Raw genomic sequence first — 24,952 nt, forward strand, 5'->3', positions numbered from 1 at the left:
AATAGAATGAAATTCTAAACTACAGCGCGATGGGGGTCAGGGTTTCGCGCAAGGCCTGGGAGGGAAATTCGCCCGTGCGGTAACGCGGCGGATAAGTGGCGTCGAGCAGGGTCAGTGCGCCAGTCTTGTCCGCCAGCTCCCCCCACTCCAGCAGCAGCGATTCGCGCAGTTTCCCGCTGCCGTCGAGCCGGACCCGCACCACCACATCGGTTTTCGGCAGCAAGCTGGAGACGCCCTCGGTCCAGGTGCACATGGTGAACGCGCTTTCACCGGCACGTTGCAGCACTTTACAGCTGGAGACGAAGATATCGATCCCTTTGCGCCGATGGAATTTTTCGAGCAGCCCTTTCTGGAGCTCGTATTCGGATGCCAGTGATTGCGATTGAAACAATTTCAGCTGTCCGAACGGTACATCAGCGCCGACACCTGCCGCCCCTCCTGGTCCGCGCAACGCTGCGCCAGATCGACCATGGCCAGCATGCCCGCGATATTGTTGGCGGAGCTGGCGATCAGGCGCGAGCGCGTGGGCATCATCATCACCGGATCGGCGCCCAGGTTCAGCTGGTGCACGATATCCGGAAACAGCAGGCGCGAGCTGTCGTAGGTATCGTTCCAGGCGCTGAGAAAGACGCCCGGCAGCGCCTCGTCGAAGTTGCACACGCTGCGGTCGCGCAGATTGTCCAGCGCCGCAGCCAGGCATTCTTCGGCACTCACGCCCCACGCCTTCAGGTCGGACGCGGCGAGCGGCTCGACCGCGTGTTCGGTGTCGTAGCCGAGCATCAGCACCGCGTCCTCGCTGAACGGCAGCATCGCCCGCGCATTGTGCTCGCTGTCGTTGTCGGCCAGCTGCGTCAGGCGCAGCACCTCGGACATCGCGCGGCGGCGCAGGATCGGCAGCAAGCTTTGCCTGCACTGGGCGAACGTTGCCGGCTTGGGCGGCTGCGACGCTGCGGCGAGACAGACGTCGATCACCTTGGCACGCTCGCCCTTGCCTGCCTGGCAATAATCTGTGTAGACATTGTGCAAATACAGCACCCTTGTGTCATCGGTGCCGATGGTGAGGCTGAACGCCTCCGCATCGAAGCGAATCGGCTGCGTCTCTCCCCGCCGCCTGGCCGCGACCGTCATCATCGTGGCAAATCTGGCTGGCGCCGGTTTGGAGTTAAACAGGTCCAGGATGCCCACGGCCAGTCTCGCATAATGGTTAATATAGGGAAATTGTAGCTGCTTGCGGCACCAATCTCGCTCCCCTGGCTTAAGTTACGCTGAATACAAAGCCACACAGCAACACGACCGATATGAAATGTTATATCTTGACGCCTGGCGCCGAGCTCCCTTTGCGCAGTACAACCACGTGGTACACATGCCCGATCAAAATTTGCCTGTCGCCGCCCCCACCGCCCATCCGGACATCCTGTACGGGCCGGCCGAACCCTCCCTGCTGAAACACGAAATCCTGGCCGACCTGCTCGAAGCGAGCGCCCGCCGCGCGCCCGGCCAGATTGCGCTGATCTACCGCGAGCGCAGCCTGAGCTACGCCGAGCTGGACCAACTGGCCGATATCGGCGCCTCGCGCCTGATCGGCCTGGGCGTGCGTCCCGGCCATATTGTCGGCCTGTGGATGATGCGCGGCATCGAGTTGCTGGTCGCCCAGGCCGCCATCGCCAAGGCCGGCGCGGCCTGGCTGCCGGTCGACCAGGATACCCCGGTCGAGCGCCTCGCCGTCTGCGTGGACGACGCCAGCGCCATCGGCGTGGTGACCAGCGCCGCCTTTGCCGCCCAGCTGGCCGGCGGCGCCACCCCGGCCTGGTGCGCCGAAGACTTGCTGGCCCCGCTGGCGGACGGCGAATCAATGCAGCGCCGTGGCGAGGTCTCGCCCGACCAGCCTGCCTACGTCATCTACACCTCGGGCTCGACCGGCAAGCCGAAAGGCATCCTGATTACCCAGCGCAGCATCTGCCACTTCCTGCGCAGCGAAAACGCGGTGCTCGGCGTACGCGCGGAAGACCGCGTGTACCAGGGATTTTCGGTAGCCTTCGACATGTCGTTCGAGGAAATCTGGATTTCCTGGCTGGTCGGCGCCACGCTCTGGATCGGCCCCAAAGAGATTGCCGGCGACCCGGAAACGCTGCCGCGCATGCTGGTCGCCCACCGCGTGACCGTGCTGCACGCCGTACCGACCCTGCTGGCCCTGTTCGCGGAAGATGTGCCGGGCTTGCGCCTGATTAACCTGGGCGGCGAAATGTGCCCCGACGCCGTAGTCGAGCGCTGGTCCGCTCCCGGGCGCCAGATGTTCAATACCTACGGCCCGACCGAGGCCACCGTCTCGTGCAGCCTGGCGCGCCTGGAACGCGGGCGCGCGATCACCATCGGCACGCCGCTGCCCAACTATGGCCTGCTGGTCATCGGCACCGACGGCCCGGGCCTGGCCTTGCAGCCGCGCGGCACCACGGGCGAACTGTGCATCACCGGCCCGGGTCTTGCCGCCGGCTACCTTGGCCGGCCCGACCTGACCGATGAAAAATTCCTCGCCAACCCCTGGTCCAGCGGCCCGCACGACGCGCGCCTGTACCGCACCGGCGACCTGGCGCGCATCGACGCCGACGGCGAAGTGCAGTGCCTCGGCCGCACCGACGACCAGGTGAAAATCCGTGGTTTCCGCGTGGAACTGGGCGAAATCGAAGCCGTGCTGGCCCAGCAGGCGGGCGTGGGCACGGTCGCCGTGCTGCTGCGCAAGGACGATGGCATCGACCAGCTGGTCGCCTACCTGGTGGCGGCCGCCGGCGCCGGCGACGACGCCGTGTCCGGTCCCACCTTGCGCCGCGCCCTGGCCGGGCATTTGCCGGCCTACATGGTCCCGAGCCGCTACGAAGTCTTGCCGCTGATGCCGCGTCTTACGTCCGGCAAGATCGACCGCAAGGCGCTCAAGGCCATGCCGCTGGCCGCGCTGGCCGCCGCCGAGGGCTCGGACCAGCCCGAAACCCCGGCCGAAGACGCCCTGTTCAAGGCCCTGGCCGGCTTGTTCCCCGGAATGCCGATCCGGCGCGAAGCCGACTTTTTTACCGATCTGGGCGGGCATTCCCTGCTGGCGGCGCGGCTGGCCTCGGCCCTGCGCGCCGATCCGGCGTTTGCCCATGTCACGGTGCGCGATATCTATCAGCAGCGCCAGATCGGCAAGATCGCCATCGCCCTGATGGATGCGCCCGCCGCCGGCGCGCCTGAACCAGACTGGACGGCGCCGTCCGCCACCCGCCGCTGGCTCTGTGCGGCCGGCCAGGCGCTGGCCATTCCGCCGCTGGTCACCCTGCGCATGGCGCAGTGGCTGGCGCCGTTCTTTACCTATCACTTTTTCACGGGCGAACCGGGCGACTCGGTCGCGCTCGCCGTGGCCGCCTCGATCGGCGTGTTCTTGTTCGCCACGGTCATGGAATTCGTCATTGCGATTGTGGGCAAATGGCTGATCGCCGGGCGCCTGAAAGCCGGTTCCTACCCGCTGTGGGGCTGGACCTACTACCGCTGGTGGCTGGCCGACCGCCTGGTCGAGTCGGCCCCGGTCTACCTGCTCAGCGGCTCCTCGCTGTATGTGTGGTGGCTGCGCGCCCTCGGCGCCCGGGTCGGCAGCGAGGTGCTGGTCGGCTCGATCACCCTGCGCGCGCCGGACTTGCTCCACATCGCCGATGGCGTGAGCATCGGCAATGCCGTCAACTTCGAAAACGCCAGGGTCGAGCGCGGACGCCTGCTGCTGGGCGCGATTTCCCTGGGCGAAAACGCTTCGGTGTCGTCCTATGCTGTCATGGAAGGCAACACCTCGGTGGGCGCGCTCGGCCACCTCGAAGGCCAGGCCGCGCTGGCCGACGGCGCCAGCGTACCGGCGGCGCGCGTCTGGGGCGGTTCGCCCGCGCGCGACCAGGGTCCGTTCGTATCGAGCCTGCCGCCCCGGCCCAAGGTCAGCCCTGCGCGCCTGGCGGGCGAAGCGGTGTTTTTCGTGCTTGGCATCTTGCTGGTGACGACGGTGTTCTTCATGCCGGTGTTCCCGAGTTTTGTGCTGATCGACTGGCTCGACGAGATGGAAGTCATGCCCTGGCTGCAAGGCAACCAGGTCATGACCCAGCTGGTGCGCTACTTCCTGCTGGCGTTTCCGGCTTCCGCCGTGCTGATCGTACTGACCGCGCTGGTCTCGGCCGCAATCCGCTGGGGCGGCCTGCCGCGCCTGAAACCGGGCCGCTCTGCCGTCCACAGCAATATCTATTGTGCAAAGTGGCTGGTGAGCCATATCCAGGAATCCAGCCTGAACGTGCTGCACGGCATTTACGCGACTGTATTCGCACCGTTCTGGTACCGCCTGCTGGGCGCCAAGGTCGGGCGCGATGCCGAGATTTCGACCGCGCTCGGCGTGGTGCCCGACATGCTGACCCTGGGCGACGAAACCTTTATCGCCGATGCCGTCATGCTCGGAGACGAACACATCGACGGCGGCTGGATGACCATGCAGGCCACCGTGGTGTCGCACCGCAGCTTTGTCGGCAATGGCAGCTATATTCCCGATGGCACCATCCTGCCGGAGCGGGTACTGGTCGGCGTGCATACCCACGCGCCGGACAACGCGCGTATGGCCAGCGGCGACACCTGGCTCGGTTCGCCGGCGATCCACCTGCCGGCGCGCGAGCAGGTCAGCGGCTATCCGGAATGGCTGACCTACCGGCCATCGGCGCTGCGCCGTATCGGACGCACCTTGGTGGAAACGTTCCGCATCGTGGCGCCGCACGCGCTGGTCATTGCCGTCGGCTACACGGTGGTGCTCGACGTCATGCCGGCCGCGGCCGCCGGGCTGTGGGGCGAGGTGACCGTCGACCTGGCGCTGGCCGGACTGGTGTACGGCATCGGCAACTTCGTGTTCGTGCTCACGCTCAAATGGCTGCTGCTGGGCCACTACCGCAAGCGCTCGGCGCCGATGTGGACGCCGTTCGTGTGGCTGTCGGAAGGCGTGACCAATCTGTACGAAGGCATTGCCGTACCGAACTTCATGCGCTATCTGCGCGGCACGCCCTGGCTGCCGGTCGCGTTCCGCTTATTGGGATGCAAAATGGGGCGCGGCGTGTATCTGGACACCACCGATATCACCGAATTCGACTGCGTCTCGATCGGCGACTACAGCGAGCTCAACGCCCTGGCCTGCCCGCAGACCCACCTGTTCGAAGACCGCGTGATGAAGATCGACCATGTCGAGATTGGCAGCAAGGTCACGATGGGGCCGCGCAGTTCCGTGCTCTACAGCGCCAAGGTGGGCGACAATGCCCGTCTCGGCCCGCTGACCCTGGTGATGAAGGGCGAACACATTCCGGCAGGCACCAGCTGGGCGGGTTGCCCGGCGGCGCCTGCGCGTGTTGCAAATGCGGCATCGGCAACATAAACTGTCAGACTCATTCCGTTACCAGAAAGCACCCCATGGCGAACCGTGCGTACCTGTTTGAGGGGGATGAGCCGATCGCACTCGAACTGCCATGCACGAGCGTGGAGAGGGCAGTGGAGAACCTGTCGCGGGCATTGCCGCACTTCGAGGCCATTGCCGGCGACAAGGAGATCGGCAAGGCCCACTGGCAGAGGGCGATGGACACGCTGACAGCGCTGCCGCTACCCGCCTTGGCCATGAATGCGCTCGAATTCACCTGGCTGGGCAAACCGCTGGCGTTTGCGGCATCGATCAAGCAAGCATGCGGCGGCGGACCGGCGGCAATCGCACAGATCAAACAACTCTCCTGCTACAAGGACGGCGGCGCGCCAATGCGCTCGCGTTCGACGGTGGATTCCACCAGCGCGCCCCCTGACTTGATCCGCCTCAAACCGGGGTCAGAGCCTGATGCCGTCAAGTTAAGCGGATTTTTGGCCACTAACGAAAAACCGTCGTTCCCGCGCAGTGAACTGACGGACCTTAAGCTCACGCCATTAGGTTCAAACCCCGGTTTGAGCTGGATCAAGGATTGGGTGGCTTGGCCAGGCTGGCCACCAGCGCATCGGCCAGTTCCCGCACCACCGCATGACGCTTGCGCGCTTCGGAGCGCTTTTTCGACTGGATTTGCTCCATGTCGGGTTCCGGCACCGGCTCGCAGGCAATCGTATAATCGCCATCGGCACGGCGCTCGGCTCCCAGTTCGTTCCACATCTGATCGTAGTCGGCCATCACCTTGCCACGTCGAATTGCACCGTGTACAACCCGGTTCGCATTCCCAACCAGCCGCACGCGACTGCAACCGACAGCATGGCCCAGCTGCCGCACCAGGGTCACCAGCAAATGCTTGGGCCGTGCGCCGTGCAACTCGCGCGTTGCCGTGCGGATCGCTTCAAGTCCGTCGCTGCCCTTCGGACCCTGGATGCAGCCGATGCACACGATCGGGTGGCCCTCTTCTTCCGCAAAGGTGAACGCCAGCGAAAACACCGGCGTGCCGCCATCGTACAACTGCAACACCAGCTCGCCTTCGCGTTCCATGGTGGACACGGCGCGCAGTTGCAGCTCATATATTGAGCCGGTTTTGCCCTCGACCGATCCGAGCGCTACGCCGGCGCGTGCGGCCGCGACGATCAGCGGCCCCATTCCACGGCTGAACACAAAGCCGTAATGCGTCGCCAACACGCGCAGGCGCGCCTCGGCGCACAGCACATTGCTCATGTAGGGGCGATAGATTTTATACAGCAGCTTCGGCGAATCGCGCACCAGATCGCAAAAAACAGGATGCGCATTGAGCACCCGCAACCACTGATCGGTGACGCGCCGATGCATCAGCGCGCGCGCCTGCAGCTTGACGCGCTCGCGCCAGTATTGCAATGTGGGCAAGGTGTCCGGGACGCCTGAACGGAGGCTGATCGTTGGCGTCAGGAAAACTGTCTCCAGCCCTCCTGCGAAAGGGCCTTCTTGAAAATTCATTACTGGACTCCGCTAACAATCAGAAACGATGCAAGCGGGTGTTTCCAATGAAAAACTACCGTTGCAGTGATCTTCTATTGTAAATTAAAAGCGGGGCGGTAAATACATTTAATTTCCGTTTGGATATATAAGGACGCCATGATTGACGTGCCGGATATCAGCAGCCGCAAGAACGGCCGCTTGCGCATGGTACCGGCTCGCGCTTATCCTTGCCCCATATGACATTCATCTTACATTTCTCACGTTCAACCATCTGCGCGCGCGCCTGCGGAAGGCACGCATGATCAATATCGACGGTGCATGGTTCGATCGGTCTATCCGCCATTTTACTTTCGCCGGAACACGCGATATCGCTCGCATGGCCGAGCTGGGGAAGCTGTGCGAGCTAAGCCACCTGCGCTCTGCGTGCTTTAGCGGCACCAACCTCGACGATGCCGGGCTGGCCCATCTTGCGAAAGCGAAAAGCATTGAGGACCTGAACCTGCAGTGGACGGAGATCAGCGACCAGGGCCTGGCGCACCTTGCCACACTGCCACGCCTGACCAGCCTGCGGCTGAAGGAAAATGATCAGCTCACCAACGACTGCATCGTTCACCTGCTAAAGCTCAACAATCTGGTCAATCTGCAAATTCACGGGACCTCGATCGACCAGTCCGGCTTGGACCGACTGGCGCCGATGACGCAATTAGCGCATATTTGCATCACCCTGGACGGAGACAATTTTTCACGCCCGGCGCTGCTGGCCTTGTCGCGACGAATGCCCTGGTGTTCGATATTGGTCAAGGGCAACGGCGAATTTTGTGATGGCGGCTTCGAAGGCAAATGGTAGCCATGCCCATGCCTTCAAACTCATCTAATCCCGGCGGGCAACAAATTTACTTGCGGCAGTTCAAGTAAAATGGTGCTTTACCCGACCGGCCGGCAGGAATGACTTCTCACGACTCCGATATCGCCCCCCTGCCACCTTACCTACGCCTGTTCGGCCCGGTGACCCAGGCACGCCTCATCCGCCTGTTCCTTCTCTATCTGCTGATGCTCGGCGCAGGAATGGCCTTGCTGTTCCTGACGCACCAGGACCAGCTGCGCATCCTGGGCATGGGCCTGATCCTGCCCGGCGGCGGCTTTCTCGCCCATGCCGACATCTGCACCGCCAGCGGCGTCGGCCACCTGCTCGCGGCCGCCGCCGGCATGGCCACATTCGCCGTGGCCCTGCTGGTCTGGTTCGGGACCGGCAACATCCTTGCGCCGCCCGTGGCCTGGCTGGGCATGGCTGTTGGCGCGGCCACCATGCGCCACGGAGCGCTGCGGGCAGCGACGATCGACATGGTGCTCTCCGGACTGGCCCTCGCTTTCGTGGCCCTGGCCCTGGCCATGGCCGCGCGCTTCGCCCTCGCGCAGCGCCAACGCAAGATCGACAATGCCTGGCTTGCCAGTCAATCGGACCGTTTGAGCCACATTTTCAACGCCGCTCCCGACACCGGCGATGCGCCCGAAATGTCGCTCGATCACCTGCGGCGCCTGCGCTTTGCCCTCGACCGCGCCCTGCAACCGCTCGACCAGTTCAACGGCTTCGAAAAAATCGACCAGTTCCAGACCGCCGCCACGCGCTACCAGTTGAACTTTCTCGCGTATGGCGTGGCGCTCACGCAGGCGCGCTACACGCCGGCATTTCGCGGCTACATGCACGCGGCCCAGATCGCGCTGCTCGACAAACAGGCGCAGCACCAGGTCTGGTCGTACTGGAAGCTGGAAAACCTGTGGGGTAACCTGCAAGCCGACCCGGACCCGGTCGCGCGCGAAAACATCATGTACACCGGCTTCGTGGCGCTGCAAATGGCGCTGTTCAGTGCCAGCACCGGGCGCCGCGACTTCTCCCAGGCCGGGCGCTTTACGCTCGCCCATCCATCGGGCCGGCGCTACACGCACGATGCCGGCTCGCTGGTGCGGCGCCTGGAACACGAATATACGACCTCGCCCTACTACCTGATCGCCTGCGAGCCGAACTGGGTCTACCCGCTGTGTAACACCATCGGCGCGAGCGCCATCATGGCCTTCGACGCGCAGCACGGAGAGCAGCGCTGGGCCGGCCACGCGCACGACTTCCGCCACAACCTGGAAGCCGAATTCCTCGACGGCTTCGGGCGCTACATCCCCTGCAAGTCGGCGCGCACCGGCCTGGCCCTGCCGGCCATCGGCGGCGCGATGCCGCTGGCGATGCCGTGCTTTTTCCTGAACGTGGTCGCCCCGGATCTGGCGCGCCGCCAGTGGCTGCTGCTGCGGCGCCAGTTGTTCGGGCGCGATGGCGCCTTGCGCCGCCGCGCCTTCTGGCCTATCGACACCGGCAACTACGGTTTCTCGCGCGCCAGCGCCTACAGCGCCACGGCGCTGGCGGCGGCGGAACTGGGCGACAGCGCCGTCTACGCCGCATGCATGGACGCGCTGGAAGCGGAGTGCCCGAGTGTGCTCAAGGATGGCGTGATCCACCGCTTGCGCGCCTCGGTCTGGGCCCATGGCGTCGAGCTGATGGCGCGCGCCGGCACGCGCGATGGCTTTCGCCAGGTGATTGGCGCTCCGCGTGCGCTCGCCGGGCCGCAGTTGGACAGCCTGCCCTACCCCGACATCCTGGTCGCCAGCGCGCATGCCGGCGACAACGGCTTGCACGCGGTGCTGTATGGCGAGGGCGTTCACGCGATCGGCCTGATTGGCCTGCAAGCGCACGGACAGTACTTCGCCAACGAGATTGGCTTCATGGCCGATGCCGGGGGCAAGGCCAGCTTGAGCATGGCGTTCGCCGGGCGCACAAATCTGCACGTTCGCGCCCGGGGAGGAAGATAATGGCTTGCTGCGTCCTGCTGGCTGCCATTCTTGGAGGCGCCGTCGCAATAACATCGTGGCTGACCATCCCGGCCCGCCGGCCCGGCGCAGCGCAGGACTGGCGCTTGATCAAACCTACGGACACACCATGAACGAAACCAAGAACGTCGGCACGCCGCAGCGCTTTTCGCTGGCGGCCCGCTCCAAGAGCTTCGGCTACGCCATCGCGGGCATTGTGTTCATGCTCAAGACCCAGCACAACGCCTGGCTGCACCTGGCCGCCAGCGTGATCGTGGTCGGCCTCGGGCTGTACTTCAACGTCAGCAGCGCCGACTGGCGCTGGCTGGTCGCCGCCATGGTGGCGGTGTGGGTGGCCGAAACCATCAACACAGCGGTGGAATACGTGTGCGACGTGGTCTCGCCAGGCTACGCGGTCGCCGTCAAGCACGCCAAGGACATCGGCGCCGGCGGCGTGCTCATTGCCGCCGCCGGCGCGGTGCTGATCGGCGCGCTGACCTTCTGGCCTTACCTTTAGACCTGGCGCTGGGCGGCATCGCGGCGTTCGCTGTAGCGGTCCACCAGGTAATCGCCGCGCTCGCGCAGCAGCAAGGTAAACTTGAACAGCTCTTCCATCACATCGACCACACGGTCGTAAAACGGCGACGGCTTCATGCGCCCCGCCTCGTCGAACTGCTCGTACGCCTTGGGTACCGACGACTGGTTCGGTATGGTCACCATGCGCATCCAGCGCCCCAGCAGGCGCAGGGTGTTCACGGTATTGAACGACTGCGAGCCGCCCGACACCTGCATCACCGCCAGCGTGCGGCCCTGGGTCGGCCGGGTGGAACCGACTTCCAGCGGAATCCAGTCGATCTGGTTTTTCATCACCGAGGTAATGGCGCCATGCCGCTCCGGGCTGCACCACACCTGCCCTTCCGACCAGAGCGACAAGGCGCGCAGCTCGGCCACCTTGGGATGGGTGACCGCTTCGCTGTCGGTCATGGGCAGGCCGTGCGGGTCGAAAATGCGCACGTCGGCGCCCATGTGCGCCAGGATGCGCGCCGCTTCTTCGGTCAGGAAGCGGCTGAACGAGCGCTCGCGCAGGGAGCCATACAGCAGCAGGATGCGCGGCGCATGATCGAAGCGCGCAGGCGGCGCCAGTTGGTCCAGCGTCGGCAGGTCGAACTGCGCTTCGGCCAGGTTCGGCAGGCTCATATCGTTCAGGTCCATTCAGGCTTCCTTCGCCGGCAAAATACCCTGTACCAGGTCGCCCGGACGGCACAGGCGCACGCCGAGCGGCGTGACCACGAAGGGGCGGTTGATCAGGGTCGGATGGGCCATCATGGCATCGAGCAGCGCATCATCGGCGGCATCGGCCAGTCCAAGAGCGGCGTATTCCAGCTCCTTGGTCCGCATGGCGTCGCGCACCGACAGGCCGGCGCCTGCGATCAGGCCGGCCAGCACGGCGCGCGTGGGCGGTTCGGCGATGTAATCGATGATCTGCGGGTCAAAACCGCCGGCGAGAATGAGTTCAAGGGCGCGGCGCGAGTTGCTGCAGCGCGCGTTGTGGTAAATCGTGATGGTCATGGCGGATTCGCGCGCAATGCGGCTCGTTTTGATAATTCAATAATAGTCGAAATGACCCATCAAAACAAGCGCCCGCCGTGGGCGCGCCCCTCATCGGGCGTCGAGCAGGCCCTGTTCGCGGATGAAGGCCACCACGGCATGCACGCCTTCGCCGCTGCGCAGGTTGGTGAAAATGAAGGGACGCTCGCCGCGCTGGTGCTTCGCATCGCGCGCCATGATGCCGAGATCGGCCCCCACGTGCGGCGCCAGGTCGGTCTTGTTGATGATCAGCAGATCCGAGCGCGTGATGCCCGGGCCGCCCTTGCGCGGGATTTTCTCGCCGCCGGCCACGTCGATCACGTACAGGGTCAGGTCCGACAGTTCGGGGCTGAAAGTGGCGGCCAGGTTGTCGCCGCCGGACTCGATCAGGATCAGGTCCAGGTCGGGAAAGTCGGCCTGCATGCGCGCGATGGCTTCCAGGTTGATCGAGGCGTCCTCGCGGATCGCCGTGTGCGGGCAGCCGCCGGTTTCCACGCCCATCAGGCGCTCGGCCGGCAAGGCATCCGCGCGCAGCAGGATTTCCATGTCTTCGCGGGTGTAGATGTCGTTCGTGATGACCGCCATGTCGTACTGCTCGCGCATGCTTTTGCAGAGCATTTCGCACAAGGCGGTTTTGCCGGAACCAACCGGGCCGCCAATGCCCACCCGCAGGGGATTCGATGTCATCTTCTGTCTCTCTTCCTTGTTAATCATGATCGGTACAACCTGCCATGCTGCACCTCGTGCCGCATCGACAGCATGGACAAGCCGGGCGACCAGTTCGACATCTCCTCGTCGCCCAGCGTTTGCGCGCGCCGCGCCGCCTGTTTGATGTCGGCGCGCAGCGACAGCAGCATGCGCTGCCCCGCCACCTGCCCCAGCGGCACCGACTTGACGCACACCAGCACCTGGTTTTCAACCCACGCAAACAGCATGGCCAGCAGCGCTTCCTCGTGCGGGATGCCAAGGGCGTCGACCGCACAGGCAAAGGCGGTCGGCAGCGCCACCTCGGGGCCGAGCGAGGCCACGTCGGCCACGCCCAGCTCCGCGATCAGGCGCGTGAGCGAATAGCCCATCTGGATCGTCTCGGCACGGAACTCGGCACTGTCGCGCGAGGCCAGGAAACGCTCGCTCCACAAGGCCACCGAGGCATCGTCATGCGCCTCGAAGGCCTTGAGCAGGCGCCAGAACAGCGGCGCATCCCACTGCGCCACCACCTCGCCCAGGTGGCGCGCGATCCAGGCGCGGGCGCTGCCGGCGTCGGTGACCAGGCCGGCGTCGAACGCCGCTTCCAGCCCCTGCGAATAGCTGTAGCCGCCGATCGGCAGCGCCGGGCTGGCAAACTGCAGCAGGTGCAGCAGCGCGGCCGCGTTCATGCGGGAGCCGGATCGCCCGGCCGGTGGATTTTCTGGCGCAGCGGCACCGGCGCCAGAAGATGGCCATCGTGCGCGTGGCTGTGCCCTCCACCCGCGTAAGCCCCCGCCTCCGGCTCGAACGGCGCGTCTTGCTGCTCCACGCGCGCGCCCAGGCCCTCCACCATCTCCTTGAGCACCGCGTCGACCCGGATGCGCAGAAAACCGTCGCCGATCTGGGCTTGCGTGTGCCGGTTACCCAGGTGGAAAGCGCAGCGCGCCATGGTCAACGGCGTGTCGCAATGGACGACGTAAGTCGGTTCGCTGGCGGCGACCACGCGCACCACGCGCCCTTCGGCGCCCGTCAGCAGTTCGCCGTCGCGCAGCACCGTGCCGCGCACCATGAACAGCGCCACTTCCTCGCCCGACGCCAAACGCGCGCGCAGGCGGCATTTTTCACGCTGGTCGTAGGCCAGCACCAGCTCATCGTCGATTCGCTCGGCGTGCGCCAGCTTGGTATGCAATGTCATCATCACAGGGTTCTCTCAGAACAGGAAATAGCGCTGCGCCATCGGCAGCACGACTGCGGCTTCGCACACCAGCAATTGGCCATCGGCGCGCACTTCGTAGGTTTCGGGATCGACTTCCATGTGCGGCGTAGCGCCGTTGTGGATCATGTCGCGCTTGCGCAGATGGCGCATGCCGTGCACGGCAATGACTGTCTTGCTCAAGCCCAGTTGTTGGCCGATGCCGGCGTCATAGGCCGCTTGCGAGACGAAGGTGAACGACTTTTTCAGTCCGCCGCCAAAGGCGCCGAACATCATGCGGTAGTGGACCGGCTGCGGCGTGGGGATCGAGGCGTTCGGGTCGCCCATCTGCGCCGCCGCGATCATGCCGCCCTTGAGAATGAGCGACGGCTTGACGCCGAAAAACGCCGGCTTCCACAGTACGATATCGGCGATCTTGCCCACTTCCAGCGAGCCGACCGCGTGCGACACGCCATGCGTGATGGCCGGGTTGATGGTGTATTTGGCGATGTAGCGCTTGACCCGGAAGTTGTCGTTGCGCGCCGTGTCGGGCGCGAGCGCACCGCGCTGCTGCTTCATCTTGTGCGCGGTCTGCCAGGTGCGCATGATCACCTCGCCCACGCGGCCCATGGCTTGCGAGTCGGACGACATCATCGAGATCGCACCCAGGTCGTGCAAAATATCCTCGGCGGCGATGGTCTCGCGCCGGATGCGCGACTCGGCGAACGCCACGTCTTCGGCAATGGCCGGGTCGAGGTGGTGGCACACCATCAGCATGTCCAGGTGCTCGTCGAGCGTGTTGACGGTGAAGGGCCGGGTCGGATTGGTCGACGAGGGCAGCACATTGTCCTGGCCGACGGCGGCGATGATGTCCGGCGCATGGCCGCCGCCCGCGCCTTCGGTATGGAAGGTGTGGATAGTGCGGTCCTTGAAGGCGCCGAGCGTGGTTTCCAGAAAACCGCCTTCGTTGAGCGTGTCCGAATGCAGCGCCACCTGCACGTCCATGCGATCGGCCACCGCCAGGCAGTTGTCGATGGCGGCCGGGGTGCTGCCCCAGTCCTCATGCAGTTTCAGGCCAATGGCGCCGGCCAGCACCTGTTCTTCCAGCGGCCCTGGCAGGCTCACGTTGCCTTTGCCCATGAAGCCCAGGTTCATCGGAAAGGCGTCCGCCGCTCCCAGCATGGCGTGCAGATGCCACGGTCCGGGCGTGCAGGTGGTGGCAGCGGTGCCGGTCGCAGGCCCGGTGCCGCCGCCGATCATGGTGGTGATGCCGCTCATGAGGGCTTCTTCGATCTGCTGCGGGCAGATGAAATGGATGTGCGTATCGACCCCGCCGGCGGTGACGATCATGCCTTCGCCGGCGATGATTTCGGTGGCGCCGCCGATGGCGATCGTCACGCCTGGCTGCACATTCGGGTTGCCGGCCTTGCCGATGGCCGCGATCAACCCGTTTTTAAGGCCGATATCGGCCTTGACGATGCCCCAGTGGTCGACGATGACGGCGTTGGTGATCACGGTATCCATCACGTCGGCGTGCAGCCGCTGCGACTGGCCCATGCCGTCGCGGATGGTTTTACCGCCGCCGAACTTGACTTCTTCGCCATGGATGGCGAAGTCGCGCTCGATCTCGATGAACAGGTCGGTATCGGCCAGGCGGATGCGGTCGCCCGTGGTGGGGCCGAACATGTCGGCATAGGCGCGGCGGCTGATCGACGGCATCTCAATCGCTCCCGTGCGGTGGCAGTTCGCCCATCACCAGGCCGTTAAAGCCGAACACCATCCGCTCGCCACCGAGTGCGACCAGTTCCACCGTGCGCCGCTGGCCCGGCTCGAAGCGCACGGCGGTGCCGGAGGCGATATTGAGGCGCATGCCGATCGCCGCACTGCGGGCGAAGTGCAGCGCGGTATTGACCTCGAAGAAGTGAAAGTGCGAGCCGACCTGGATCGGCCGGTCGCCGCTGTTGGCCACCACCATGGTTCGGGTGGCGCGGCCGGCGTTGAGTTCAATGTCGCCATCGGCCAGCAGGTATTCGCCAGGGTTCATGCTTGTCTCGCTCTCAGGGAATCGGGTTGTGGACGGTCACCAGCTTGCTGCCGTCCGGGAAAGTCGCCTCGACCTGGATATCGGGGATCATGTCGGCGATGCCGTCCATGACATCGGCGCGCGTCAGGATGGCGGCGCCGTCGGACATCAGCTGCGCCACCGTCTTGCCGTCGCGGGCGCCCTCCATGATGGCGGCGCTGATTAGCGCCACCGCTTCCGGGTAATTGAGTTTGAGGCCGCGCGCCATGCGCCGTTCGGCCAGCAAGGCGGCGGTGAAGATCAGCAGTTTGTCTTTTTCGCGCGGGGTCAGGTTCATGGATCGTGTTCTCTTTTCTAGGTATTCCAGATGCGCGGCAGCGGCGCGGCGCATCCGAGCAAATGGGGGCGCAGCAGTTGCCACACGCCGAACATGACGCGGCGCGCGCTTTCGCTGTCGTCGCCCAGGTAGCGCGCCACGAACACCGATTTGAGTTGGGTGATGCCGAGGTGCGGGTCGAGCGCGCGCACGGCGTCGATCAGCGCGGCACCGGCCGGCTTGCCCACGCCGACCAGGGTGGCGCACACGCTGGCGCCGCTCAGGCCCAGGGGGCTGTGCATGGCCGCGCTGCTGCCAACCAGCGCGCCCTGCTCCCACCACAGCAGCTTGCCGCCGCGGCGGATCTGCGTGTGCTGGGTGATGGTGCCGCTGTCGAAGGTCTCGCCCGAGGCGCGCCGGCCCAGGCACAGGATGTCGCAGCCGATGTAGCTGGCATCAACCGCCAGCTCGACCCGTTGTTCGAGCGCCACATGGGCGCCGTTGAAGAAAATGGCTTCCTGCGGCATCCACTCGACGGCCGCGCCGGCGCCGGCGTCGATCATCACGTCCTGGCGCGAGATCTTGCCGTTGGCGCGGTACCACTTGGCGGCGCCGGGCGAGGTCAGAAACGCGTGCGCGGATGCACCGGCCGACACGCTCACCGACAGCCGGTCGCCGCCCACCACGCCACCGGGCGGATGGACGATGATCGCGTGGCAGATGCGCGCGCCTTCCGGATACAGCGGCTTTTGCACCCGCAGCGGCCCGCTATGCGCACGCTCGAGCAGCCGCGTGGTGCCGCCATCGTCGGCAAAGCGCAGCCGCAGGGTCGCTTGCCATGCACTGTGGGTCGGTTCGGTCGGGTGGCAATCTCGCATACCGTTGAAAGAGCAGGATACGTGCCAGCGCGCGGGGCACGTTCACGGTGCGGCATGCCCGCCGCTGGGGAGCAAGCGCACCGGCGCGGCGCGCACGCACCGCAGTGGTGCGCACTCGCTTAAAACTTGACGCCCATCGACAGCGCCAGTACGTCGCGGTCCACCTGCGTGTTGTAGACGCCGCCCCATACCGGCATATAGACCACTTCGGCGACGTAGCGCTTCAGGTATTCCATGCGCACCCCCAGGCTACCGGTGCGCCGGCCTTCGTTGAGCATGAAGTCGTACGACCAGCCCTTCACATCGTGCTGGAGCTGCGCCCACGCGTGCAGGTTCAGTCCCGGCCCCACCTGCGCCATGCGCGCGTCCATCCGTATGCGGTACGCATACGCGCTCGGCGTGACATATCCATCGCTGCTGCACTGGCGGGCGGCGTCGATGGACGTGACGATGCACGTCCCGTTGACCGGGCCATTGCCGTACTGGTCGACCCGTCCGTAGCGCCGCACGGCCGGATCGGGCAGCGCGGCGACATGCTTGACCACGACTTCCCCAAGGCTGCTCAGAGCGACGCCGCCGACGCGCGGCCAGTCCCGCTGCGCGCCCGCTTGAAGCTGGACGGTGCGGTAGCGGTCATAGGTGTGATACAGCGCGCCAGGCGCCAGCGCATCGATCTCCTTGCGCAGGAACGATGGAAAGGCGGAATTGAGCAGTGCCGGCAATGTGTCGCCGGGCGGCAGCTGCATGGGCTGGTTGGCGCGCCATGTCAGCTCTCCGAACACGCTGCCGTGCGCGCGCCGGTGCATCACAGTCAGGGCAGTCATGGCAATGCCGCCCGCGTATTCGGTGAAGTAACGCATGTTCCTGCCATCAGGATCGCCTGCGATCAGGCCAAAACCAGGCCGCTGCGCCTTGCGCACGCCAGGCAAGGGGGTGCTGCCAGTGTAGCGCGCATGATACAAGCCCACATCCATCGCCAGCGGCAGCGACTTCCACGTCAGCGCCACTCCGTACTGGCGCTCGTCGGACGGTGCCGGATTGTCCATCCGTTCTACATAGGCGCGGCCCGCCAGGCGAGTGCGGTCGCTGGCCGTCATCGGCCCTGCGAACGCCAGGTTGCAGCCTTGCGCCATGTAGTCGGTGGCAGACCAGAAGGTGCCGCACAGGTCGGCCACCGATGGCCGAAAGCTGAGCTGATAGAAGCCTTCGACGCCCACGCCGCTGCCGGCTTCCAGGCGTGCGAACAACATGGGGGCCGGCACCAGGGTTTCCTGCGGCACGGCGTCCGCACGTCTGCGCGCCGGGTAGTCGACCGCGCTGAGCGCAGCCAGGCCACCCGCAAAGCCGCTGCGCTGACCCCACGCCAGCGACTGCTGCCCGAGGCGCGTCAGTACACGCACATCGTCGACTTGCGCGCGATGCTCGACGAAGGCATCGCCCAGCGCCACGCCCGAAAAACGCGACAGCCGCGCGCCGCCGGCGTCGCCGAGCGGCTCGCCGGCAGCGTAGCCATTGATACTGTTGCCCCACGCGCGCGCATGGTCGTTCAGGGCGAAATCGTGCCACGCCTTGATGCGCACCAGCGCGCTGACATTGCCTTCAAAAACGGCCAGATCCACATAGCCCTTGAGCGCGCGCGTGACGGCATCGCCGCGCCGGAAGTTCAGGTTGGCGTCATCGCTGTTCTGGCCCGCGCTGGCGAGGCCGGCCAGGTCCACCGCATGCGCATTGTATGCAACCAGCATATGCGGGGCCGCTGCCTCGGTGCGGAAGCTGGCGCCGAAGCTGAGCCGCCCGCTCACTTGCGTCTCCAGCGCGCATGCGGGCAGCGCGCTCGCCAGAGCGGCGGCCGTGAATGCGGCGTGAACGTGGCGGCGCCCGGTGCTATGCATGTCTGGCCTGTGGTAGGTTGCGCTAAGCCGACACTCGCCGGCCATTACTTTTGGTTACAATTGAATTTACCACGCGTTACACTGGCTTGTCACGCGTACTTACACACCCCACACATCGGCCTCGGTAAAGCCCAGTTCCGCGAAATCGTCGGCCCGGTCTTCGGCTTCGCCACGGCTGTAGAATTCATCGAGCTGCGGCGGCTCGACGGCGGTCCCGGCGAGCATCGCGTGAACCTGGCCACGGTGGTGGATCTGGTGCTGGAACAGGTGCGCCAGCAGGCGCGCCGGCGTGTCGAGCATCAGTCCGTGGTCGCGCAGGATGCCGACGTCGCGCGCCAGCGTGGGCTCGTCGAGCTGGCGGCAGTAGGCGATCAGGCGCTGGTCGCTCGACTTTTGCGCGGCCCACACATCGGCGCAGGTGGCGAACGGCTCTTCCGGCTCGAAAAAGGCGGCGCAGTAATCCGGATGCGGTTCGTCGGCACGCGCCGCCCGCTCCATGGCGTCGATGTAGAACCAGTCGACCGTCAGGTTGTGATTCAGGGTCCCTTTGATCGACGGGAAAAAACTGGTGCGCGTGGCGAGTTCGAATTCTTCCTGCGACAACTGGGCGCAGGCGCGCAACAAACGGTGATTGGCCCAGGCGTTGTTGTAGGCCTGGGCGATCAGGTAGCGTAGAAACTGGTTCATGATGTCGGTAAGCGGGGTGGAAGTCGATTTACGCCGGTGAGCCATACAGCGCCTCGGCGCGCTGGAACAGGATCCACGAGGTGGCGATGTATTTGTCGCCGCTGCGCGCCACGTGGCCCTTGTGCGAATGAGTAAAGCCGGCCGGCGCGATGATCAGGCGGCCCTGGCGCGCTTCGATTTTGCGCCGCTGATAGTAGAACTCCGTCTCGCCACCGTCGTCCACGTCGTTCAGGTAGAACTGGAACAGCAGCGCGCGGTGCAGGCTCTCGCAACTGGCGTTCTGCGGATAGATCTCGGAATGCCAGTGATGATAGCCGCCGCTGGCCCGCACGTACTTTTGCACGTTGATCTGGCCGGCGCGGTACATCATGCGCATCAGTTCATCGATGTGGGCGGTGCCGCACTCGTCGAAATTCTCCGGCGACAGCGTGACCGGTTCGCCGGTGCCCGGGTGGATCACCTGCGGCGACAGCGCGCCGATCAGCATCATGCGGTACTTGTCCAGGTAGGCGCACAGATGCTCGCGCACGGCCTGCATCATGATGGCCGCCACGTCCTGCCATTCCTCGTGGGCCGAGATGGTCAGGTCGTAGCTGTCTTTCTTGCTGGTGTCGACGCCGTTACCGGTCTTGCCGCGCACGACCTTGTCGCTGGCGTCGAAGCGCGCCATGACGGCGGCGCACTGTTCGCCGGTCAGCGCGTTGTCGTAAATCTCGATGAAGTCGTCCATCGTCACTCTTTCGGGTCTGGGTTTTCTGATACCGGCATAGTACACAAGGCGCGCCGCGGGGTCACTAGCTTACTTACAGGGCGACGTTCCACGCCAGCCCGTGCGGAAGAGAGCGCGGTCCAAACACAAAGTGCAGCACGCGGCGCCGGCCCTGCCCCAGCGCCTTGGATGACGCATGCAGCAGCAGCGGGCGCATCACCAGTGCGCCGCCGATGCCGGCAAGGCACGCCAGCGGCGGCGTGGCGTCGCGCGCGGCGGCGGCGTCAGGCTGCGCAAGCACGCCGGCGCGGTGCGATCCCGGCACCACCAGCAGCGGACCGTCGTCGACGCCGCACGCGTCCAGGTGCACGCGCACGGCCACCAGTTGTTCCAGCACCGCCGGCGCCGGTTGCACGAACAGCGTGCCTTCCTTGAGCGACCAGCCGCGCAGCGCCGGCGCATCGACCCGCGCCGCCACCGGAATGCTCAGGTCCTGGTGCAGCGGCACCAGCCAGTTGCGGCCCGCCGATTTTTCAAAGTAAGTGCACTGCACCGCCACCGCATCCGGTTCAATCAAGGGTGCCAGCGCGGGATTGGCGCGCAGGCGCGCGGCCAGCGCGGCGCACCACGGCTCGGCCAGCAGGCAGCGCGTGCCGCCCGAGGCCGCGCCAGCCGGCTGCACCAGCCCGGCCAGACGCGCGCACTCGGCCGCCGGCAGCACCCGGGGCACGAGCGCATAGCCCACTTGCGCAAACTGCGCTTTCATCTGACCGCCAGCGCGTCCGCCGCCATGGCCGCGCTCAGGAAAACCCGGCCATTGATGGCGCCCAGCAGGTCGCTCTCCTTAAGCCGGTCCATCACCGGCCCCTTGACCTCGGCCAGGTGCAGGCCAATGCCGCGCTGGCGCAGCGCCAGATTCAGTTCGCCCAGCCCGAACAGGGCCGAGGTATCGATCGAGCTGACCGCCGTCATCACCAGCACCAGATGGCGGGCAGCCGGATGCAGCGCCAGTTCATCCTCGATGCGCGCATTGACCGCTTCCACGTTGCCGAAAAAGAGATTGGCGTCGATGCGCAGCATCAGCACATCGGGCACGGTGCCGGCGGGGTAGCGCTCGATATTCCTGAAATGCTCGGTGCCGGCGATCCGCCCCAGCACCGCGATATGCGGACGGCTGGCGCGGAGAATCAGGGTGCCGAGCGAGAGCAGCACGCCGAGAACGACGCCCACATCGACGCCCAGCGCGATGACGCCGCCGGCCGTTGCCAGCAGGGCCAGCGCGTCGCCGCGGTCGTAGCGCCAGGCGGTGCGCAAGGTGTCCAGTTCCAGCATGCCCAGCACCGCCACGATGATGGTCGCGGCCAGCGCCGGCAGCGGCAGCAGCGCCAGCCAGCCGGTCGGCGCCACCAGCGCCAGTGCCAGCAGCACGCCGGTGAGGATGCTCGCCAGCGGCGTGTTGGCGCCGGCCGCGAAGTTCACGCCCGAGCGCGACAGGCTGCCGGTAACCGGCAAGCCGCCCGTGAGCGCGCTGCCGATGTTGGCCACGCCCAGTCCGACCAGTTCCATATTACTTTGCAGTTTTTCCTGGCGCTTGAGCGCGAGCGTCTGGGCGGCCGACATCCCCAGCAAGAAGATCATGAAGCCGATCAGCAGCGCCGGTTGCAGCAGCGCGCGCCAGTGCGTGCTGGACGTGGCCAGGTTCAGGCCGGGCAGGCCGGCGGGAACCTCGCCGGTGCTTTGCACGCCCAAACCGGGCAAGTCCAGCAGGCTTGAGAGCAGCATGGCGCCGAGCACCACCAGCATGGGTGCGAGACGCGCGCCGATGTCGGCCGCGCTGGAAGACAGACCTGCGCGGCGCAGCAGCGGCGCCAGGTAGCGTTTGGCCAGCAGCAGCACGGCGATGGCGCCGCCGCCCAGCAACGCGCTGGGCATGTGCACCTGCGCCAGCGTGCCGCCGGCCAGCACTTTTACCTGCCCGAGGGCGATGACGATGGCCGCGCCGATGGTGAAGCCGCTCATGACGGGACGCGAGAAGAAATTGGCCACGTAGCCGAGCCGCAGCAAGCCGCACAGCAGCAGCACGGCGCCGGAAGCGAGGGCCAGCTGGGCGGCCAGCACGATGTACAGGCCGGAGCCGGGAGCGGCGAGCGGCGCCAGGGCGGCGGCCGTCATGAGCGAGATGATGGCCATCGGGCCGACCGACTGGGTCATGCTCGATCCGAAGATCGCGTACAGAATGGGAGGGAGGATGCTGGCGTAGATGCCGGCCACCGGCGGCAAGCCGGCCACCAGGGCGTAGGCCATCCCCTGCGGGATCATCATGAGGGCGACGACGATGCCGGCGCTGATATCACCGGGCAGCGACGCGCGCCGGTAGTGTCTTAACCATTGCAGCATGCCCACGTGATCTGTTTACCCTTTTGCCGGTGATGGCCGATTATACAGCAGCGCACTTCTCTGGCCACCACCATCAGCTCCGTCTCCCCCGCGCAGGCGGGGGCCCATAGCACCGCTGCTCAATGGTGCCATAGATCCCCGCCGAGGGCCGCCTTGGCGCGGGGGAGACGGTGGAAGCGGCGGAGTGTCGGGAACGGCCGCTTACGACATCGCCAATTCCACGCAATTGCGTCCCGCGCGCTTGGCGCGGCTCAGGGCCGCGTCGACCCGCAGCATCAGCGCGTCCGCGCTTTCCTGGTCGGCCAGCTGCGCCACGCCCAGTGAAATGGTCAGCCTGTCGCAGCCGGCGATGTCGGTCTGCGCCACCGCCACCCGGATCTTCTCGGCGATCTTGAGCGCATCGATGGCGCTGGTGTGCGGCACGATAATCAGGAACTCCTCGCCACCCGAACGGACCAGCACATCGCTGGTGCGCAGCGTGGCCTGCACCACATCGGCCACCGTGCGCAGCGCCGCGTCGCCCACCGGATGCCCGAACTGGTCGTTGATGGCCTTGAAGCGGTCGATGTCGAACCCGATCAACGCTGCCGGCACCCTGTACCTGCGGGCGCGCTTGATTTCCAGTTCGAGCAGGTGCTCGCCATGGCGCCGGTTGGCCACGCCCGTGAGCGCGTCGACCGTGGCCATGTGCGTCACGCGTCCCAGCAAGGCTTCGTTCTCGCGGCTCACCGCCGCCATGCGCAAGCCAAAACCGGCCATCTGGGCCAGCGCCACGAAGGAATCGAGTTCCTCCACGCTGAACTGGCGCGCGCGGCCGAACATGAGGCACAGCGAGCCGGCCAGCGCGCTGCCCGGCGCGGAACCGAGCGGCAGGCCGATCACCATCTCGACGCCCTTGTCGACCAGCGACAGCGCCAGTTCCGGCTCGCCTGCCTTGGCCGGCGCATCGAGCAGGCACATTTCGTTGCTGCACGCGGCCACCAGGCCGGGGAAGGCATGCCGCAGCGGCGACTGCAGCAGCCTGTCGCTGCGGTGAAGCACGCGCGTCAGGTTCAGGCCCGTGGGCGAATACTGCGCTTCGAGCTGCAGGTCGCCCGGCACGTCCATGCGAAACAGCGAGGCATGCACGGCACCGGCGGCGTCGCACAGCGCCACGCAAATCTGTTCGGCCACGCTGGCCAGGTCGTCGACATCGACCAGCGCCTGCTGCAAGCGGGTGCGCAGCGCCAGCAGCGAGCGCAGCTCGTCCGCATGGGTGACGCTGGCCTCGGGCGCGCCGAGCTGGGCGTCGATGGCGGCGCGCAGTTCGCCCTCATCGAGCGGCGTGATGGCGTACGCGAGCGGGCCGAATGCCATCAGCGCGGGCAGCCAGCCGGCGCTGATGAACGGACACAGGACCAGCACCGGCGCACCGGCGCGGCGCGCAATCAGTTCACCGAGCGCCTCCAGGTCGAAGCCGCGGTCGAACCGTTCGAGATCGATGATCAGCAGGTCGACCCGCTCCTGGCCCAGCAGCACGGTGGCCTGCTCGCTGCCGTCGGCAATGAACAGGCGCGCGAACATGTCGGCATACATGCCCTGGAAATCGACCCGACGCTGTCCTACGGGATTGAGAAAAAGTCCAATCTGCTGCGTCATTAAATCTCCCTTGAGCACTAAAGTATGCGGCATAAATACGCAGTGGCAACATCCCTTGCGCCCGCCCGTTTCACAGTTTGCCATAAAGCACCAAACCAGCAAACACGAACGCACGCGCAGTGTGCGCGGGCGCACCGTCAACACAGTAGCACGGTCCGATACTGCGTGTTCTAACGGAGGAAGCACCATGGCAAATACAGACGAAAACGCAATGAGTTCGCAAGTCGAAGCGGTCGCCGACAAACAGCGCGCGATCCAGAGCCGGCAGGACCAGAAGGACGCCTCGGGCGCCACGGAAGAAAGCAAGAAAGCGGTGCAAACGGGCGGCCCGGTGCAGCCGGCGCCACCGCTGCCAGCGCAGCACCTGGTCAAACCGGGCATCGAAGCGTCGATGGAATTAAAGCCGCGCTTCATGGCCGAAGGCTACAAGGGCAGCGGCAAGCTGCAAGGGCAAACGGCCATCATCACCGGCGGCGACTCGGGCATCGGGCGCGCGGTGGCGGTGCTGTTCGCGCGCGAAGGCGCCGACGTGGCCATCTTCTACCTGAACGAACACGAAGACGCCGAGGAGACCAAGCGCTGCATCGAAGCCGAAGGCCAGCGCTGCATCGCGGTGGCGGGCGACGTCAAGGACATGGCGTTCTGCCAGGAGGCGGTGGACAAGGTGGTGGCCGAATTCGGGCGCCTCGATGTGCTGGTCAATAACGCCGCCTTCCAGGAGCACGCCGACTCGCTGCTGGACCTGACCGAAGAGCGCTTCGACGAAACTATGCGCACCAATATCTACGGCTACTTCCACATGGCCAAAGCCGCCCTGCCCCACCTCAAGCGCGGCGCGGCGATCATCAACACCGGGTCGGTGACCGGGCTGCAGGGTTCTGGCAAGCTGCTCGACTACTCGGCCACCAAAGGCGCGATCCATGCCTTCACGATGTCGCTAGCCTCGAACCTGCTGGACCAGGGCATCCGCGTCAACGCCATTGCGCCAGGCCCGGTCTGGACCCCGCTCAACCCGGCCGACCAGGCGCCCGACAAGATCGCCCAGTTCGGGCAAAGCACCGACATGCGCCGTCCGGCCCAGCCGGAAGAACTCTCGCCGGCGTATGTCTTCCTGGCCTCGGCGGTATGTTCGAGCTACATCACCGGCATCGTGTTGCCGGTCACCGGCAGCGTGGGCGGATAAGGAAAGGACCGG

At 65.9% G+C, this 24,952-nt stretch carries 24 protein-coding genes; 5 read left to right on the forward strand and 19 right to left on the reverse strand.

From position 1 onward, the window contains the following. Nucleotides 1–19: 19 nt before the first annotated feature. Nucleotides 20–391, reverse strand: a complete 372-nt coding sequence (locus F1609_RS27375; protein WP_167079991.1) for a hypothetical protein — start codon at nucleotides 389–391, stop codon at nucleotides 20–22. 2 nt (nucleotides 392–393) lie between these two features. Further along, nucleotides 394–1,185, reverse strand: a complete 792-nt coding sequence (locus tag F1609_RS27380; RefSeq protein ID WP_167079994.1) for a DUF1444 domain-containing protein — start codon at nucleotides 1,183–1,185, stop codon at nucleotides 394–396. A 178-nt stretch (nucleotides 1,186–1,363) separates the two neighbouring features. Between F1609_RS27380 and F1609_RS27385 the strand changes: the two genes are divergently transcribed. Further along, complete coding sequence (locus F1609_RS27385; protein WP_167079996.1) at nucleotides 1,364–5,410, forward strand: Pls/PosA family non-ribosomal peptide synthetase; 4,047 nt, start codon at nucleotides 1,364–1,366, stop codon at nucleotides 5,408–5,410. Nucleotides 5,411–5,420: 10 nt separating this feature from the next. On the opposite strand, the gene F1609_RS27390 is transcribed toward F1609_RS27385, so the two are convergent. Continuing rightward, the gene (locus tag F1609_RS27390) at nucleotides 5,421–5,747 is read right to left on the reverse strand and encodes a hypothetical protein (RefSeq protein ID WP_167079998.1); all 327 of its coding nucleotides are present in this window, start codon (nucleotides 5,745–5,747) and stop codon (nucleotides 5,421–5,423) included. A gap of 224 nt (nucleotides 5,748–5,971) precedes the next feature. Further along, complete coding sequence (locus F1609_RS27395; RefSeq protein ID WP_167080000.1) at nucleotides 5,972–6,829, reverse strand: DUF535 family protein; 858 nt, start codon at nucleotides 6,827–6,829, stop codon at nucleotides 5,972–5,974. 370 nt (nucleotides 6,830–7,199) lie between these two features. Here F1609_RS27395 and F1609_RS27400 point away from each other — a divergent pair, with 370 nt between their 5' ends. The 3 genes from F1609_RS27400 (at nucleotide 7,200) to F1609_RS27410 (ending at nucleotide 10,268) form a co-directional block, all read left to right on the forward strand. Further along, nucleotides 7,200–7,748 carry a hypothetical protein gene (locus F1609_RS27400; RefSeq protein WP_167080002.1) on the forward strand — a complete coding sequence of 183 codons (549 nt, stop codon included), beginning with the start codon at nucleotides 7,200–7,202 and terminating at the stop codon, nucleotides 7,746–7,748. Nucleotides 7,749–7,846: 98 nt separating this feature from the next. Continuing rightward, nucleotides 7,847–9,754, forward strand: a complete 1,908-nt coding sequence (locus tag F1609_RS27405) for a linalool dehydratase/isomerase domain-containing protein (RefSeq protein ID WP_167080004.1) — start codon at nucleotides 7,847–7,849, stop codon at nucleotides 9,752–9,754. Nucleotides 9,755–9,881: 127 nt separating this feature from the next. After that, nucleotides 9,882–10,268, forward strand: coding sequence for a diacylglycerol kinase family protein (locus tag F1609_RS27410; protein WP_167080006.1), 387 nt, complete (start codon nucleotides 9,882–9,884; stop codon nucleotides 10,266–10,268). Here F1609_RS27410 and arsH read toward each other — a convergent pair. The 15 genes from arsH to F1609_RS27485 form a co-directional block, all read right to left on the reverse strand. Next, entirely contained in the window at nucleotides 10,265–10,948 is a 684-nt protein-coding gene (arsH, locus tag F1609_RS27415; RefSeq protein WP_167080122.1) for an arsenical resistance protein ArsH, read from the reverse strand. The genes F1609_RS27410 and arsH overlap by 4 nt on opposite strands. 15 nt (nucleotides 10,949–10,963) lie before the next feature. Next, nucleotides 10,964–11,320, reverse strand: coding sequence for an arsenate reductase (glutaredoxin) (gene arsC, locus F1609_RS27420; protein WP_167080008.1), 357 nt, complete (start codon nucleotides 11,318–11,320; stop codon nucleotides 10,964–10,966). Between the two features lie 90 nt (nucleotides 11,321–11,410). Then, complete coding sequence (ureG, locus tag F1609_RS27425; protein ID WP_167080010.1) at nucleotides 11,411–12,025, reverse strand: urease accessory protein UreG; 615 nt, start codon at nucleotides 12,023–12,025, stop codon at nucleotides 11,411–11,413. A gap of 23 nt (nucleotides 12,026–12,048) precedes the next feature. Next, on the reverse strand, nucleotides 12,049–12,714 hold the full coding sequence (locus tag F1609_RS27430; RefSeq protein WP_167080012.1) for an urease accessory protein UreF: 666 nt from the start codon (nucleotides 12,712–12,714) through the stop codon (nucleotides 12,049–12,051). Beyond that, the gene (gene ureE / locus F1609_RS27435; protein ID WP_167080014.1) at nucleotides 12,711–13,223 is read right to left on the reverse strand and encodes an urease accessory protein UreE; all 513 of its coding nucleotides are present in this window, start codon (nucleotides 13,221–13,223) and stop codon (nucleotides 12,711–12,713) included. Before ureE ends, F1609_RS27430 begins: the two co-directional genes overlap by 4 nt. Before the next feature lie 12 nt (nucleotides 13,224–13,235). Continuing rightward, the gene (gene ureC, locus F1609_RS27440; RefSeq protein ID WP_167080016.1) at nucleotides 13,236–14,936 is read right to left on the reverse strand and encodes an urease subunit alpha; all 1,701 of its coding nucleotides are present in this window, start codon (nucleotides 14,934–14,936) and stop codon (nucleotides 13,236–13,238) included. Between the two features lies 1 nt (nucleotide 14,937). Beyond that, entirely contained in the window at nucleotides 14,938–15,261 is a 324-nt protein-coding gene (locus tag F1609_RS27445; protein WP_167080018.1) for an urease subunit beta, read from the reverse strand. Between the two features lie 13 nt (nucleotides 15,262–15,274). Further along, complete coding sequence (locus F1609_RS27450) at nucleotides 15,275–15,577, reverse strand: urease subunit gamma (protein ID WP_167080020.1); 303 nt, start codon at nucleotides 15,575–15,577, stop codon at nucleotides 15,275–15,277. A gap of 17 nt (nucleotides 15,578–15,594) precedes the next feature. Then, complete coding sequence (locus F1609_RS27455; protein WP_167080022.1) at nucleotides 15,595–16,434, reverse strand: urease accessory protein UreD; 840 nt, start codon at nucleotides 16,432–16,434, stop codon at nucleotides 15,595–15,597. A gap of 119 nt (nucleotides 16,435–16,553) precedes the next feature. Further along, on the reverse strand, nucleotides 16,554–18,326 hold the full coding sequence (locus F1609_RS27460; RefSeq protein ID WP_167080024.1) for a DUF1302 domain-containing protein: 1,773 nt from the start codon (nucleotides 18,324–18,326) through the stop codon (nucleotides 16,554–16,556). A 99-nt stretch (nucleotides 18,327–18,425) separates the two neighbouring features. Then, nucleotides 18,426–19,013, reverse strand: a complete 588-nt coding sequence (locus tag F1609_RS27465; protein ID WP_167080026.1) for a DinB family protein — start codon at nucleotides 19,011–19,013, stop codon at nucleotides 18,426–18,428. A 28-nt stretch (nucleotides 19,014–19,041) separates the two neighbouring features. Continuing rightward, nucleotides 19,042–19,743: a 2OG-Fe(II) oxygenase gene (locus F1609_RS27470; protein WP_167080028.1), complete on the reverse strand. Its 702-nt coding sequence runs from the start codon at nucleotides 19,741–19,743 to the stop codon at nucleotides 19,042–19,044. A 73-nt stretch (nucleotides 19,744–19,816) separates the two neighbouring features. Then, nucleotides 19,817–20,488: a phytanoyl-CoA dioxygenase family protein gene (locus tag F1609_RS27475; RefSeq protein WP_167080030.1), complete on the reverse strand. Its 672-nt coding sequence runs from the start codon at nucleotides 20,486–20,488 to the stop codon at nucleotides 19,817–19,819. Further along, a complete protein-coding gene (locus tag F1609_RS27480; RefSeq protein WP_167080124.1) occupies nucleotides 20,485–22,119 on the reverse strand; it encodes a SulP family inorganic anion transporter in 1,635 nt (544 codons plus the stop codon). Before F1609_RS27480 ends, F1609_RS27475 begins: the two co-directional genes overlap by 4 nt. Nucleotides 22,120–22,320: 201 nt before the next feature. Continuing rightward, the gene (locus tag F1609_RS27485; protein ID WP_229422097.1) at nucleotides 22,321–23,757 is read right to left on the reverse strand and encodes a GGDEF domain-containing protein; all 1,437 of its coding nucleotides are present in this window, start codon (nucleotides 23,755–23,757) and stop codon (nucleotides 22,321–22,323) included. Nucleotides 23,758–23,944: 187 nt separating this feature from the next. Between F1609_RS27485 and F1609_RS27490 the strand changes: the two genes are divergently transcribed. After that, a complete protein-coding gene (locus tag F1609_RS27490) occupies nucleotides 23,945–24,940 on the forward strand; it encodes an SDR family oxidoreductase (RefSeq protein WP_167080034.1) in 996 nt (331 codons plus the stop codon). The last annotated feature ends 12 nt before the right edge of the window (nucleotides 24,941–24,952 follow it).

The sequence above is a fragment of the Massilia aquatica genome (genome assembly GCF_011682045.1).
GTDB lineage: Bacteria > Pseudomonadota > Gammaproteobacteria > Burkholderiales > Burkholderiaceae_D > Telluria_A > Telluria_A aquatica.